Here is a 15,116-nt window from a genome sequence, read left to right as displayed (position 1 = left end):
AATTTCATGGCGAAGAAGAAAGCTGAAAAACAGACCGATGCAGTCATCACCGTCAAGGGAGAGCTCAAGATCAAGGCCGGGAAACCGGCGCCGGTCAGCTCGTCCGAAGTGGCATACAAGGGCCCGCTGTTCAGCGTGATCAAGGAAGAGGTTCATGAGCCGGGCACGGAGCCGGTGAACCGGGACGTCATCCGGCACAACGGATCGGTGGTGATCCTGGCCGTGGACGACTCGAAGAGCAAGAAGGATCCTTTCATCGTCATCGAACGGCAGTACCGTCACGCGGCGGGGCAATATCTGTATGAGGTCCCTGCCGGCAAGGTCGACGGCGACGAGGAGCGCCTGGCTGCGGCCAAGCGTGAGCTGATCGAGGAGACAGGTTTCCGGGCCAAGAAATGGACGAAGCTGACGCGCTATTTCGCCAGCCCGGGTTTTCTCGGGGAGTGGATGCAGGTGTATCTGGCGGAAGGGCTTACGCCGGGCGAGGCGCAGCCGGAGCCGGACGAAAAGCTGGAGATTTATTTGGTCCGGCTCTCCGAGGTGCTGCGGCTGATTGACGCCGGGGAGATTCGCGACGGCAAAACGCTGGTTTCGGTGATGCTTTACGCGCGCCGGCAGGCGGCGAAGAAGAAACGCTAGTCTCCGGAGTCAGAAGTGCGCCGTATATTTACCAGCTCGGTAATGGCAGTAAGCTTGAGGGAAACTGCAGGTCCCTCCGCTCCGCTTCGCTACGGTCGGGATGACAAAATTTATGCAAGCAATCAATGACTCATGTGACTGGCCGAGAAAGTGGGAAAATGGCCCGGAAATCTTCCGGGCTTTCCTTTTGGTTACCTTTCTCCACCTGGCTGCTAAAGTCTCCCCATCCGGCTAGAAAACCAAAGGGCGAATAGTTGCGTCTCTAATGACAGACGGGTTGGTCACCCCCAACCGCACTTTGTTGTTAGGAAGGTTAACGGCTCGTGGCTCAATATAAAGGCAAGGTCAAGTGGTTCAATAACGCGAAGGGCTATGGTTTTATCGGAAGGGACGATGGACCGGATGTCTTCGTCCACTACAGTGCGATCCAGATCGATGGATATAAGAGCCTCAAGGAGGGCGACGAGGTCGATTTCGACATCGTGCAGGGCCAGAAAGGCCCGCAAGCCGATCAGGTTACGCGCGCCGAGCAGATTGCCTAAGCCGTCTTTCTGAACCGGAGATGGGCTTCCGCGATACCCGTTCCATCGGGTCTGCGTAAACGTGCGCAGCGTATAAAACGAAGTTTTCAGCTCTCCGCAATGATGCCCAGCCTGTTCAGGCTGGGTTTTCTTTTGGGCTTGCCGACAGAAAACCCGGGCAGGCGATAATGACCTGTTATGGACAATCGCTCGATCGCCCAGCTTCTTTCCGAAACCGCGGACCTGCTCGAAATCGGCAGCGGTGATCCCTTTCGCATCCGCTCCTACCGCCGGGCTGCCGAAGCCGTTGAGTCCACCACCGTCCAGCTGAGCGCAATTGCCGGGGACGCCAAAAAGCTGCAGGAGATTCCGGGCATCGGCAAGGGGATGGCGGCGAATATCCAGGAGATCGAGAAGGCAGGGACGCTTCCGCTGCGCGAAGAGCTGCTGGTGAAGTACCGGCCGTCGATGCTGGAGCTGCTCAAGCTGCCGGGGATGGGTCCGAAGAGCGTGGCGCTGTTCTGGGAGGCGCTCCAGGTGTCGTCGGTGGCCGAGCTGGAGACGGCGATTTCGGAAGGAAAACTCAAAGACCTGCCGCGCTTCGGCGAGAAGCAGATCGAGAAGCTGCGCAAAGGGATCGAGGACTACAAGAAGAACAGCGGGCGCTTCCTGATCGACGAGGCGGAGGTGGCGGCGGAAAAGCTGATCGCTTACCTGCGCACATTTCCGGGAATTGAAACCATCGAGCCGGCGGGATCGCTGCGGCGCGGGCGAGAGACGGTGGGCGATCTGGACATCCTGGTCACCGGCCCGGCATGCGCGGAAGACGTGGTGCAGGCAGCGGTCGATCACACCGCGGCGTATCCGCCGATTGCGAACCTTATCGCCAAGGGACAGAACAAGGTCAGCTTCAACCTGCGCAGCGGACTGCAGGTGGACGTGCGTCTGCTGCCCAAAGGATCGTATGGTGCGGCACTGCAGTATTTCTCGGGATCGAAGATGCACAACGTTACGGTGCGGCAGCGGGCGCTGAAGCGCGGCTACACGTTGAGCGAGTATGCGCTGGCGCGGGTGGAAGACGGATCGTTTGTGGCGGGGGCAACTGAGGAAGAAATTTATGCGGCGCTGGGGCTGGACTGGATTCCTCCGGAGCTGCGCGAGAATAACGGCGAGCTGGAAGCGGCGGAGAAGCACACGCTGCCCTTCCTGATCGAGCAGCGCGATATCCGCGGCGACGTGCACATGCACACCGTGGCGACGGATGGGAAAAATACCATCCGGGAGATGGCCGATGCTGCCGTTGCACGCGGCTATGAGTACATCGCCATCACCGACCACTCGAAGAATCTGGCCATGACCAACGGCCTCGACGATGCGCGGGCGCTCGAACACATTCAGCGGATACGCGAGGTGGATGCGGAGATGGAGGGGCAGATTCGCGTCTTTCCCGGCATCGAGGTGGATATTCTCGGCGACGGCGAGCTAGATTTGTCGAACGAAGTGCTGGCGCAGATGGACGTGGTGATCGCCAGCGTCCACTCGCTCTTCAACCAGCCGGAGGCGGAGATGACGGCACGAGTGCTGCGCGCGATCGAGAATCCCTATGTGCGGATACTGGGGCATCCCACGGGAAGACTGCTGCTGCGCCGCGAGGGCTATCAGATCGATATCGGCGCGGTGATCCGCAGGGCTGCAGAGCTGGGCGTGGCAGTGGAGCACAATGCCTATCCCGACCGGCTGGATCTCTGCGACCGGGATCTGCGGCTGGCCAAGGAGGTGGGGTGCAAGATCAGCATCAACACCGACGCGCACCACACCAGCCACATGGAAAAGATGCGCTACGGCATCAAGCAGCTGCGGCGAGCCTGGCTGACCAAGGCCGATGTGCTCAACACGCTGCCGGCGAAGGAATTCCTGGCTGCATTGCGTCCGCGGCCTTGAACGATTTGAGAATTCGGGTCAAAAAAATTCGCACGATAGAATGCGTTTGTAGCAAGAGGCTCCATCCCCGACATGGCTGACGACTCCCGCTCCTTCAATCACCCTTTGCTCACCGTACTGGCGGCCTTCGCGATCGTTTCCCTGGCGATTGGAGCCTATGTCCTCATTAACCAGAAGCCGCCGGTCAGCGCGGGGCAGGTGCTCAGCCTGAATGTTTATCCCATCCATCGCGATCTTTCGACGCCATCCTCAACGAACGGCCTGGGCGGCGAGAGCGAGGTCTATGACGAGGTGCTGGTTTTCGCGAATGTGCGCATCACCAACCAGACGGACATTCCTCTCTTTCTGCAGGATATGTGGGCCATCCTCGATTTGCCGGATGGGCCGCAGCGCAACGGCGCGGCGTCGCTGACGGACTTCAACAAGGTCTTCGTCGCCTATCCGGATGTACGGCAGTACCGCAAGGATCCGATACTGCGCGACCTGACCCTGCCGGCCGGCCAGAGGGTGGACGGCTTGATGATTTTTCACTTCGATATTCCCAAGGCACAGTGGGACGCGCGCCAGGACATGGAGATTCACGTGAGCTTCCAGCACCAGAACTCGCTGGTGATCACGGTTCCGAAGCGGCTATGACGCGGGCGGCTTAACTCCGGGCGGCTTAAAACCGGGTTGCTTAAGTTCGGGTCGCGGCAAAGCGGTTGGCTAAAGACAGCAGGGGAAAATGGCGTGGGCGCGTTGACGGCATTTCGATCTTTGTCCTGTCATCTCGGCTGGTTACAATCGGCCCATGCCCATTCTTAAAATCATTATCCTTGCGGTGATTCAGGGACTTGCCGAACTGCTGCCTGTTTCCAGCTCCGCTCACGTGGTTGTGGCCGAGAAGTTGATGGGGCTTGACCCTTCTTCGCCGGAGATGACGCTGGTGCTGGTGATGCTGCATACCGGGACCATGTTCGCCGTGATCGTCTACTTCTGGCGGCAGTGGATGAAGGCCTACTTCGACAGCATGGAAAACTTCAAGCGCTTTGCGGTGCGGGTGATCGCTGCCACGCTGCTGACCGGCATCGTGGGTGAAGCGATCATCAAGGTTTTGGAGAAGACGGTGTTCAAAGGGACGCCGCATGCGCAGATCGAGGACCTGTTCGGACATCTGGAGATCGTGGCTCCGGCATTGCTGGCGGCGGGGATACTGATCCTGATCGCCGGGCTCGCGGAGAGAAAGGCCGTCCACCGTTCGGTTACGGAGGGGCCTGAGCTCAGCCTGGGACAGGCCAGCCTGATCGGTTTCGTGCAGGGACTCTGCCTTCCCTTCCGCGGCTTCTCACGCTCGGGCGCTACCATCTCGGCCGGAATGCTGGCCGGTGTGGCGCGCGGACGGGCAGAGGCTTTCAGCTTCGCCTTGGCGGTGGTGCTGACGCCTGCCGTAGTGGGCCGCGAGGCGCTGCGCCTGGCTCACGTTCATGCCGAGGCCGGGACAAATGCTGTGGGGATGCCGGTGGCGATGAGCCTGCTGGGGATGGTCTTCGCGTTCCTGGCCGGACTGCTGGCGTTGAAATGGCTGAGCCAGTGGCTGGAGAGCGGCAAGTGGTATCTGTTCGGAATCTATTGCCTGGTGGCTTCGGTGGTGGTGTTCATGTTGCACCAACGTGGGTATTGAGTTCGGGTTCGTGATCTCCCACCCTTCACGATGAATCCGTGAAGGATGGGGCACCCGCCCGTTCTTTACTGGCCTGGCGTTGTCTACTGGCCCGAGGTGCTTACCGGGGCCGGCGCTGACTTGGGCGTCGAGATGTATCCCTTGATCGTGTTCTTGTCGATGCTGTTCACTACCAGCTCGTAGAGAAAATTGTCCTTGCCGGTGTAGAACTGCACCGGCTCGTTCAATCCACGATCCTTCTTCTCGATTTTCTTGTCGTCCGCGTAGACATCGAGCGTGTAGCGGCTGTGCTTGATGTCGGCCTTCTTCAGCTCCAGGCTGACCGTCGAGACGGGCTTGCGCTGGCCTTTGCTGAGGGTGAACTCGTAGTAGTTGCGGTCGCCCTTGTGCTTCAGGATCTCCAGTTCGTCGTGGTTGGTCGCGATCAGGCCGCTCTGCAGGCCGAGGTCGCCCTTCATGCTTTGCAGCTGGGTTTCAGCGGTCTTGAGCTCAGACTGCGTGTTGGTCAGGTCGCTCTTCACTCCGCCGACATCGGTCTTCACGCTGGAGACATCGCTGGAGACGGTGCTGACCGCCTTCTGCGTGGCCTGCTGCTGAGTCTCCACGCTCTGGATGCGGGTGGCGTCGGCCTGTTGACGGCGCAGCAGTTCCTGAGCCTTGAGCTCGAGCTGCTTCTGGGTCAGGCCGAGCGAGTGACCGAGCGTGTCGCTGGTGACCTTGAGGCGCGCGTTGGTCTCGTCCAGAGCGGTGGCCAGCTTGTCATTCTGCTGCTGCGCCTGAGAGAGCTGAGTCTCGGCATGGGTCAACCGTCCGGAAAGATAATAGCTCCATCCCAATCCCGCAATCGCGAGGACCACTGCCACTGCCAGCAGCCCAAGGAATAGTCCGGAAAAACTACGCTGCTCGCCTACTACCGTTGTTTCGTCACTCATCGTTCTTCCTCTCGTATTTCCAGTTCACAGGGTGCATTCGCACCGCTCAGCATTTGCCCGAGATTAGAGCATCCACCGCTGCCTGTCAGCAGCAAAGTGGCGGCATTGGCCCGTTATTTCACTATGCTAACGCCTGGCGGTGTGCGCAGGGTCACACTGCCCGTCTCGAACGCGCAATAGAATAGACGAGTGAAGCACACAGAAGTGGCAGTTGCAGGCGGCGGGATTGTTGGTCTCACGATAGCGCTCGAACTGGCCTCGATGGGACGGCAAGTCACAGTCTTCGAGCGTCAGCGGGCGATGTCCGAGGCTTCATGGGCTGCAGGCGGCATGCTGGCGGCAGCCGATCCGGAGAATCCTCCAGCGCTACACTCATTGTCGGAGCTGAGCCGCAGCCTCTATCCGCAATTCCTGGCGCGGGTCGCAGAGCTTTCGGGGATGAAGGTTCCCATCCGCACACGCCAGACGATTCAGGGGACGAGCCATCTTCCTTACGGATTTTTTACGCTCGATGCGACGACACTGAACACGCTGGCTCCCGGTATCGAGACGGATGGGCGAAGTTTTTTTCTCCTCGAGGAAGACAGCCTCAGCCCGCGCGATCTGGCTCGCGCCCTGCCTCCGGCGGTCCGAGCGGCGGGCGTTGCCCTGCACGAAGACTGCCCCGTTCTGAGCGCTCAGGAGAACGGCAGCCATGTGAAGCTAGCCACCGCGCAGGGTGAATGGACCGCGGATATTCTGATTCATGCGACCGGAGCCTGGACTGCTGAGCTTACCGGTGCGCCTTCGACGCCACGCAAGGGACAGATGATCGAGGTTCAGCTGCCGCAATCGGCGCAACTGGATGTGGTTCTGCGTACGGAAGAGATTTACCTGATCCCGCGCGGCCAAGGTCGCGTGGTCATCGGCGCGACGGTGGAAGATGCGGGCTTCGATAAGGAGATCGACCCTCGCGCCATTGAGGAATTGATGGCCACGGCGGCTTCGTTATGGCCGCCGGTGCGCGGAGCGGAGATCGTCGAGACCTGGGCTGGACTTCGGCCAGCCTCGCCCGACGAACTGCCGATGATCGGCCCGCTGGAAAATGGCGCTGAGCAAAAGAAGCGGCGGGAGCAACGCATCTGGCTGGCTGCCGGACATTTCCGCAACGGCATCCTGTTGGCTCCGGGAACGGCACGGCTGATGCGGCAGATGATTACCGGCGCTACGCCGAGCGTCGATCCTGCACCGTTTCGATGCGACCGCTTTGCCCTCTCATCCGGCCAATGAACACCCGGATGTGCGCAGACGGTGCATGACAATCGTTACCGCACTAAGTTATAAACAATCTTTAGCTCTCCTTCGTCCGCAAAGGTAATTCCTAGCCCTGCATCATACCCGGGCAATTTGGCATCTCTTTCAGGAGAAGGCGGCGCGAAGAGCCGATAAGAAGCTCATCCGTTTTAATGATGAGCAGATAACCCGTATTCAAGTTGGGAGAACGAGAGAAGCGTATGGCGACTGCGGTAGCGGCAAAAGGACTGGAAGGAATTGTTGCAGCCAACTCTGGCATCTGCTGGATCGACGGCGATGCGGGAGTGTTGGCCTACCGCGGCATCGATATTCACGAGCTGGCGGAGAAATCGAATTTCGAGGAGACGACCTATCTGCTGTGGCACGGCAAGCTGCCGACCAAGGCTGAGCTGGATGAATTCACGAAGAAGTTAGCCGCCGCACGAACCCTCCCTCCTGCAATCCTCGATCTCCTCAAATCTTTTCCGAAGACAGCGACGCCGATGGAAGTGGTGCGCACGGCTGTCTCCGCGCTGAGCATGTACGACGCGGATGAGAAGGCGGTCGATCACGACACGAATATCCGCAAATCGTTCGCTCTGACTGCGCAGATTCCCATGCTGGTAGCGGCTTTCGACCGCATTCGCAAGGGCAAGGCTGTGGTCACGCCCGATGCCTCGCTGTCGCACGCTGCGAACTTCCTTTACCTGCTGAATGTGAATGGCGAGAAGCCGTCGGAGACGGCAACGCGTGCGTTCGATGTGGCGCTGATCCTGCACGCCGACCATGAGTTGAATGCTTCGACCTTCGCGGCTCGCGTGATCGCGGCCACTTTGTCGGATGTTCACTCGGCAATTACCGGCGCTATCGGCGCGCTCAAGGGGCCGTTGCACGGCGGCGCGAACGAGGCGGTGATGCGGATGCTCTTCGCCATCGACAAAGAAGGCGCCGATGCGACCGAGTATGTGAAGAACATGCTGGCGCAGAAGAAGAAGGTCTCGGGCTTCGGCCACCGCGTGTATCACACCGAAGATCCGCGCGCGACGCACCTGCGCAAGATGTCCGAAGACCTGGGCCGTTCGGCAAACAACGCGAAGTGGTTCGAGATGTCGCGGGCCATCGAGCTTTTTGTGAAGGACGAAAAGAAGCTGAACGCCAATGTGGACTTCTACTCGGCTTCGACCTATACGACGCTGGGCATCGACATCGATCTGTTCACGCCGATCTTTGCCGTCAGCCGCATTGCGGGCTGGGCCGCGCACGTGATCGAGCAGCTTGACGACAATCGGCTGATTCGTCCGCGCGCCGAGTACATCGGACCGGAATATCCTGCGCAATATGTGGCGATCGAAAAGCGCGGCTAGGATCAACTTTCAATCATGCAAAAGAGGCGTCCGAATCGGACGCCTCTTTTGCGATTGATGATGAACTTTTGCAGTGCGGGCGGGCTTTCCCTCAGCGGCTGAAGCCGCACTTCTTTGCTTGATTTACGTATGGCCTGAAGGCCGTACCCTTCCAACGCCAGGACTTTGTTCGCAACCAGAGGCGTCCGAATTGGACGCCTCTTTTATTTTTCTGAGTGAGGCGCGGGAGTTGTCATGTCGTGTACGAGATTCGTCTGACTATGGTCTCCCACCCCCCCTTCACGATGAAACCGTGAAGGATGGGCACGGCCAACCCATCCCTCTATTCGGCGATGCAACCTTATATCGGTATTCGATCTTGGCGAGAATCTCGATATTGAGCAGTGCTGTATTACCACGAGATGCCTTAGCAAATCACAAGTGCGGAATTTGAGATGGAAAGAGGCGCCAGACCCTTAATTTGTCGCCCAAGTACCCGGGAAGATTCTCCACGCTGCATCAATGCGGAGCGCTTCCTGAATTGCTTGGCGCGCGCCAAGCTGGAAGGATTCCGGTATGAGGCTGCCGTCCAGCATCCTCGTCCCGTATTCCGTCAGCTTCAGAAATTCTGCACTTGGCGTAATCAAATTGACGTGGGCTCCTTGTTCCATAAGGCCTGCGATCTCTGCGTTGAGACTGGCGTTCAGGATCACTCGGTCCGAATCGTTGACTCCCGGCGGCAGAACCAAAGGGAAGCACGATACAACTATCACGTCTTCATAGCCCGCTGCCAAATTCGCGTTTAGCGCGCTGCGCATACCCCCATCCATATACTGATCGCCATTGATTGTGACCGGAGGCCAAACTCCCGGCAGCGCACAACTGGAAGCTACGGCGAGTTCCAAAGGTACGCCCGACTCACTATGCCAAACGACGCTTTCTCCCGTATGGACGTTCACCGCGGTGGTTCGAAAATTTTCAGGCCATTCCCGTTGCGCCAGAAAATTTACCCGCCGAATCGACTCTTCTTCGCTAGGCGTCGGCGCGGCTAAAGCCATTCGCCCAATTGCCCGACGCTGGATTTCGGGAGTGGACGACTGAGACGCTTCTGCGACAGCCTTGATCAGGAGAGCCATGCCGCTTGGTTTTGGGGTGCCGGGTCGTTGAGGAGTCGGCACGGGAACGGTAAGATCTACCTCTATCTCAAGGGCAAGTTGAGCTCCGGAAATTGCGCCAGCAGAGGTGCCGACGATCAAGTCAGCGGACCTGAGCATCACTCCTTCGGCGACGAACTTCGATAGCAACCCTGTTTGCCAAGCGCGGCCGACCGGTCCTCCCCCACCCAAGACAAGTGCGCGCTTCCTCTCCGCTGTGCTTCGGATCTCAGACACCGTAATCTTCTCCATTCCAACCCGTCGGGTCTGCATTCTTACAAGTGCGAGTCACAGAGGAGATTTTACCTTCATGATTCCGTCTCGGCGCTGGCTTTGATAAAGGACAGTGCCGGGTGAAACCGAAGAATCATGCACTGTCTTTCAGGATCGGTGGCGCTCGTGATCAGCCATGTTTGAAACGTCAGCGTGTCTGTAGATTTGAATCGGTATTTGCCGGTTCTCAAACGCTTGATTTTTGACTCGAGGGCCCGCGCCGGAACACCCAACTTTGCGGCCGCTGAGTGTCGACCGACTCGGATGGTCGTGTCGTTTCCAATCGGCGAGGCGTTTCACTCCCTCGGCCGCCAGGGAAAAATGACGACCGAGGGGAATGCCATGCGCCAAAGGCGCGGAGGCCTGGACGGCGAGTCCCTACATCTGGGCGCCGGGACGGCTGGCGGGCGGGATGATGCCGTTCATGCGCAGGTATTCGACCATCTGGCCGTAGTGATCCATGGAGTGAGCCATGCAGAAGGCGGCCATCGACGCGCGCGTCGACTTGTATGCCTCCGGCCCCGTCACGGAAAGAAATGCGTTCTGCGGGGTGATGGAGTCGACGGCGGCATGGGCGAATTTATAGCTGTCGCGCAGAGCCTTCATGAGCTCGTCTTTGGTCTTGAGTGAAGACAGCGTCTTGGGGTCGACCTCGCCCGGAATTCCCCATCCCTGGAAGAACTCGTAATTCGATTGCGCCAGATGGCGCACATGTTTGGCGAAGGTGTTGACGCCGGTAAATTCGCCACCGGGAACCGAGGGTGCGAAGTCGTATTTTTCGGCGGGCATGGCATCGGCCGCGCTGACGATCTGGTGCTCCATGATGGTCAACACCGCATTCAGGCTCTCGGCCGGAGGAATCGGCTGGCCTTCGACCGCCATCTTCGGTTTCTGCCCCTGCCCCCAACCGCTCAGCGGCAGCGTCAACATCGCGCAACAAGCCGCCATTGCCAGACATCGTTTCATGTTCATGCAAATTCTCCTGGACTGCGCAGCCAGCGTATCAGAAATCCATCGCGATGATCGCATCCAGCATCAATGGGAAACAGAAGGCTCGGGCACGATATTCTGGACCTCGTCATGAATACTTATCCCAGCTTCGACCTTACCGGACAGATCGCTCTCGTTACTGCCGCCGGACGCGGACTCGGCCGCGCCACCGCTCTTGCTCTGGCTCATGCCGGAGCCGATGTTGCCCTTGGACTGCGCGACGTCGAACAGCATGGCAATCTGCCGGATGAAATTGCCGCGCTTGGCCGCCGCTGCCTGCCCCTGCAGATGGACATGATGGACCTACAGCAGGTGCGATCGGCCATCGATGCGACGGTACATCATTGGGGACGCATCGACATCCTGGTGAACAATGCCGGCATTGCTCCCACCAACCTTGCCGAAGACGTAACCGAAGAGGACTTCGACCGTACGCTGGCGGTCAACCTGAAGGGAACGTTCTTCGCCTCGCAGGCTGCGGCTCGCCACATGATGGCTCACAAAGGCGGAGGGCGCATCATCAACATGGGCTCGCAGGCCGGATTCGCAGCGCTGCCGACCGAATCGATCTACTGCATGACGAAAGCCGGCATCGCGCACCTGACCAAGTGCCTGGCGGTGGAGTGGGGAAAATACGGCATCAATGTGAACGCAGTTGCGCCTACTTTCATCCGCACCGATGGAACCGCGCCGGTGCTGTCCGATCCCGCCTTTCGCGCCGATGTCGAAGAGCGTATCGCTGCGCTGCACCGCATTGGTGAGCCAGTCGAAGTGACGGGAGCCGTCGTGTTCCTGGCATCGCCTGCCGCTTCGCTGATTACCGGGCATACGATCCTGATCGATGGCGGATGGACAGCTCGATAGGCCGGGCACCACAGGAAGCGGCGAAGACGCGGTTGCCTGAACGGCAGGTCCAGTAAAATAAAACTATGCGTCGAATCTACATGGATGCGAATGCCACGACTCCTCTGTTGCCGGAGGTGCTGGAGGTGATGCGTCCGTGGCTGCTGGAGAGCTTTGGCAACGCGTCGTCGATCCATCAGCATGGGCAGCAGGCGCGGGCGGCTGTCGAGCATGCCCGGGAGAGCGTTGCGCGGCTGCTGAACTGCCGCGAGTCGGAGATTGTCTTCACCTCGGGCGGCACGGAGAGCGACAACATGGCGCTCTTCGGAATCATGCAGCAGGGCGGCCTGATCCAATCCGGAGATCATCTCATCACTTCGTCAATCGAGCACCATGCGGTGCTGCATGCGGCCGAACGCCTGCGGGATCGCGGCGTCGAGGTGACGTTTCTCCCTGTGAACGCAGGCGGCGCGGTCGATCCGGGTGAAGTTAAGCGCTCGCTGCGCCCGAATACCAAGCTGATCAGCGTGATGATGGCCAACAACGAGACCGGTGTGATCCAACCCGTCGCAGAGATCGGCCGTATTGCGCAGGAGGCCGATGTCTGGTTTCACACCGATGCGGTGCAGGCCGCGGGTAAGCTGCCTATCGATGTAAAAGCGATCGGATGCGATCTGCTCAGCATTTCGGGACACAAAATGCACGCGCCGCAGGGAACGGGAATTCTTTACATCCGCCGTGGCACACATATCGAGCCGCTGTTCTTTGGCGGAGCACATGAGCGGCAGCGCCGGGCTGGCACGGAGAATGTCGCCGGTATTGTTGGACTGGGACGCGCGGCCGAGCTTGCAATTGAATCGCTGAAGGCTGGCTCGCTGGATCGAGTGGCAGCGCTGCGCGACCGGCTGGAGCGAGGCATTCTGGAGCGCGTGCAAGGCTGCGGCGTGAATGGCTCCGCAGTCGAGCGAGTTCCGAATACTACGAATCTTTATTTCGACGATCTCGAAGGCGAGGCGCTGGTGATTGCGCTCGACCTCAAGGGACTGGCCGTCTCCGGCGGCTCGGCCTGCATGTCGGGCGCAACCGAACCCTCGCATGTGCTGCAGGCCATGGGGCTCGCCTCGCAGCGGTCGCGCGCCAGCCTGCGCTTCTCGCTGACCAAGCTGAACACGGATGCGGATGTGGATGCGGCGCTGGAGATCGTTCCCACCGCGGTGAGCCGCTTGCGGGAGCTGGCTCCGGTGAATGCGGGAACGCTGGGTTGAGTCGCCAGTTCGATATGCCGCGAGTGCAGACGGTCTTCCATCGGAAACACGCCAACTTTAACAATGTCTAATGCGGTAGCACGCGTTTTTGGTTATCACCTTGCGGGCGATCTTTGCACTATGCCTGAGCTCGAAGAGCTGCCCGCCGCAACCCTCTCGCCTTTGTTGGGCGAAGGGCTGTCGCACCATGCCGCTGGGCGGATGGCGGAGGCGGCGCGATACTACCAGCGCGTCTACGACGAGGATCACGATGACCCCGATGCGCTTTTGCTGCTGGGAATCGTGGCGCGGCAGACGGGGCAGTTCCCTGCTGCGATCCGATTGATTTCGACCGCCGCGGTGCGAAGGCCGGGCGCAGCGCACATTTACTTCAACCTGGCACTGGCGCTCTTGGGAGCGGGCGACCTGGAGCACGCACACGCAGCCTGCCGCGAGGCACTCACGTTCGATCCGCAGAATGGCAAGGCGTGGTGCTGCGCCGCTGAGATTGAGAGCAGGCGCTCCAACTTCAAGGCTGCTTATGAAGCTTATATCCAGGCGTTGAAGCTGCCTTCGGGCGCAGCGAGAGCGGCGTTGGCTCTGGGCAACCAGCTCTGCCGGGAGCAGCGCTACGAGATGGCGTTGCGGGTGTATGCGCGGGGCATCGCCGCGGAGCCGGCAAGCGCCGAACTGCACGCATCGATGGGAGCTGCGGCGGCCATGCTGGGCCAGGCGCGCGAAGCACAAGCCTCGTACCTCAAGGCGTTGCGATGCAGGCCGGAGTTTCCCGAGGTTCATCTCAATCTCGGCAACCTGTTCTATGACGCGGGAAATTTTCCAGTCGCTGCTGCCTCCTACTCCCGTGCCCTCGCCTTGCGGCCTGAATACGCGAAGGCCCACTGCAACCTGGGCAACGCGCTTTCTGCGATGGGCCGCTACGAGCAGGCGATCGAGAGCTACGAAAAAGCGACGGCGATCGATCCCGAAGCCGTAGCTGCGCAGCACAATCTTGGCAATGCCATGTTGCATCAGCGCGAGTACCTTCGAGCCGAGGAATGCTTTCGCCTCGCCCTCCGGTTGGAGCCGGACCGGTCGGAGCACCACAACAGCCTGGGCAATGCTCTGCTGCAACAGTGGCGCCAGGAAGAAGCGGAATCTTCTTACGCCAGGGCTCTCGAGCTCAAGCCGGACTACGCGGCAGCGCACATCAACATGGCGAATACGCTGCTGCAGCTGGGACGCGCCAAGGAGATGAAGCGCCACTATCTACGCGGTGTCGAGCTCGACCCATCGAGCGCTGGCGGCCAGTACAACCTGGCGCTGCTGTTGCTGCGCGAGGGCACCTATCCTGAGGGCTGGCTGCGGCACGAATGGCGCTGGGACTTCCATGAACTGCACCAGACGCGGCGCAGCTTCCCCCAGCCGCAATGGCGCGGAGCTCCGCTGAATGGAGCCGTCATCCTGCTGCATGCCGAGCAGGGACTGGGCGACACGCTGCAGTTTGTCCGCTACGCGTCCCTGGTGGCCGCGCGGGGCGGGCGGGTCATCCTCGAAGTACAGCCGCGGCTGCAGGAGCTGCTCCAACGAACAGAAGGCGTGGAGCGGGTCATCACCCACGGGGATGCGCTGCCGGAGTTCTCCTGTCACTGCCCCTTGATGAGCCTGCCGCTGGCCTTCACCACGTCGGTTGAAAGCATTCCGGCGCAGGTGCCCTATGTGCATGTTGATCCCGATGCTGTTGCTGCCGCGTGGCGGGCTTATCCGCGCAATGAAACCCGATTGCGGGTGGGGCTGGCGTGGTCCGGCAATCCACGCTACAAGGGAGACATGCAGCGATCCATGGCACTCGGACAGCTGCTGCCGCTGGCCGAGTTAGACAATGTGGATTTCTATTCGCTGCAGTTCGGCCCTGCGACGGAGCAAATTGCATCGCTGCAAGATCGCTTCCCGCTCATCGATGCATCTTCGCAATGTAAAGATTTTGCCGAGACGGCGGCTCTCGCCGCGACGCTGGACCTGGTGATCAGCGTAGACACATCGATCACGCACCTGGCCGGAGCCATGGGACTGCCGGTGTGGGTGATGCTGCCGTATCTGGCCGACTGGCGGTGGCTGCAAGGACGCGACGACAATCCGTGGTATCCAACCGCGCGGCTCTTCCGGCAACCTGCGCCCGGAGATTGGGCGGCGGTGATCGAGGCGGTAGTCGATTCACTGGACGACGCACTGCGCCGTCGCGCAATCTAGGCGCACGCTGCAATTCTTTTCCGTTCTTTCCGGAACCTCTCTGCTCCCCTCCGCGTA

At 60.1% G+C, this 15,116-nt stretch carries 13 protein-coding genes; 10 read left to right on the top strand and 3 right to left on the bottom strand.

The genetic code is table 11. The features are described from left to right. Positions 1–6 precede the first annotated feature (6 nt). The 5 genes from XX99_RS01730 (at position 7) to XX99_RS01710 (ending at position 4,761) form a co-directional block, all read left to right on the top strand. A complete protein-coding gene (locus tag XX99_RS01730; RefSeq protein WP_050058067.1) occupies positions 7–639 on the top strand; it encodes an NUDIX hydrolase in 633 nt (210 codons plus the stop codon). A gap of 323 nt (positions 640–962) precedes the next feature. Further along, a complete protein-coding gene (locus tag XX99_RS01725; protein ID WP_050057643.1) occupies positions 963–1,181 on the top strand; it encodes a cold shock domain-containing protein in 219 nt (72 codons plus the stop codon). 177 nt (positions 1,182–1,358) lie between these two features. Then, positions 1,359–3,101, top strand: coding sequence for a DNA polymerase/3'-5' exonuclease PolX (gene polX / locus XX99_RS01720; RefSeq protein ID WP_050057642.1), 1,743 nt, complete (start codon positions 1,359–1,361; stop codon positions 3,099–3,101). Positions 3,102–3,173: 72 nt separating this feature from the next. Beyond that, positions 3,174–3,737 carry a hypothetical protein gene (locus XX99_RS01715; RefSeq protein ID WP_050057641.1) on the top strand — a complete coding sequence of 188 codons (564 nt, stop codon included), beginning with the start codon at positions 3,174–3,176 and terminating at the stop codon, positions 3,735–3,737. Between the two features lie 154 nt (positions 3,738–3,891). Continuing rightward, entirely contained in the window at positions 3,892–4,761 is an 870-nt protein-coding gene (locus XX99_RS01710) for an undecaprenyl-diphosphate phosphatase (protein WP_050057640.1), read from the top strand. An 83-nt stretch (positions 4,762–4,844) separates the two neighbouring features. Here XX99_RS01710 and XX99_RS01705 read toward each other — a convergent pair whose 3' ends face one another. Further along, positions 4,845–5,693: a hypothetical protein gene (locus XX99_RS01705; protein ID WP_050057639.1), complete on the bottom strand. Its 849-nt coding sequence runs from the start codon at positions 5,691–5,693 to the stop codon at positions 4,845–4,847. A gap of 189 nt (positions 5,694–5,882) precedes the next feature. On the opposite strand from XX99_RS01705, the gene XX99_RS01700 reads away from it, so the two are divergent. Beyond that, positions 5,883–6,962: an NAD(P)/FAD-dependent oxidoreductase gene (locus XX99_RS01700; protein ID WP_050057638.1), complete on the top strand. Its 1,080-nt coding sequence runs from the start codon at positions 5,883–5,885 to the stop codon at positions 6,960–6,962. 224 nt (positions 6,963–7,186) lie between these two features. After that, positions 7,187–8,329: a citrate synthase gene (locus XX99_RS01695; RefSeq protein WP_050057637.1), complete on the top strand. Its 1,143-nt coding sequence runs from the start codon at positions 7,187–7,189 to the stop codon at positions 8,327–8,329. Positions 8,330–8,784: 455 nt separating this feature from the next. Here the strand turns inward: XX99_RS01695 and XX99_RS01690 are convergent, their stop codons facing one another. Both XX99_RS01690 and XX99_RS01685 read right to left on the bottom strand, forming a co-directional pair. After that, on the bottom strand, positions 8,785–9,699 hold the full coding sequence (locus XX99_RS01690) for a patatin-like phospholipase family protein (protein WP_184084484.1): 915 nt from the start codon (positions 9,697–9,699) through the stop codon (positions 8,785–8,787). Positions 9,700–10,113: 414 nt separating this feature from the next. Then, a complete protein-coding gene (locus XX99_RS01685; protein ID WP_184084481.1) occupies positions 10,114–10,707 on the bottom strand; it encodes a DinB family protein in 594 nt (197 codons plus the stop codon). Positions 10,708–10,815: 108 nt separating this feature from the next. On the opposite strand from XX99_RS01685, the gene XX99_RS01680 reads away from it, so the two are divergent. From XX99_RS01680 to XX99_RS01670, 3 genes are all read left to right on the top strand, one after another. After that, the gene (locus tag XX99_RS01680) at positions 10,816–11,589 is read left to right on the top strand and encodes an SDR family NAD(P)-dependent oxidoreductase (protein ID WP_050058066.1); all 774 of its coding nucleotides are present in this window, start codon (positions 10,816–10,818) and stop codon (positions 11,587–11,589) included. Positions 11,590–11,654: 65 nt separating this feature from the next. Next, complete coding sequence (locus XX99_RS01675) at positions 11,655–12,833, top strand: cysteine desulfurase family protein (protein ID WP_050057634.1); 1,179 nt, start codon at positions 11,655–11,657, stop codon at positions 12,831–12,833. A gap of 120 nt (positions 12,834–12,953) precedes the next feature. Beyond that, positions 12,954–15,059 carry a tetratricopeptide repeat protein gene (locus tag XX99_RS01670; RefSeq protein WP_184084478.1) on the top strand — a complete coding sequence of 702 codons (2,106 nt, stop codon included), beginning with the start codon at positions 12,954–12,956 and terminating at the stop codon, positions 15,057–15,059. The last annotated feature ends 57 nt before the right edge of the window (positions 15,060–15,116 follow it).

The sequence above is a fragment of the Silvibacterium bohemicum genome (assembly GCF_001006305.1).
In the GTDB taxonomy this organism is placed as follows: Bacteria; Acidobacteriota; Terriglobia; order Terriglobales; family Acidobacteriaceae; genus Silvibacterium; species Silvibacterium bohemicum.
Note: the sequence above shows the minus strand (reverse complement) of the source record. Positions and strands in the feature narration are given on the sequence as shown.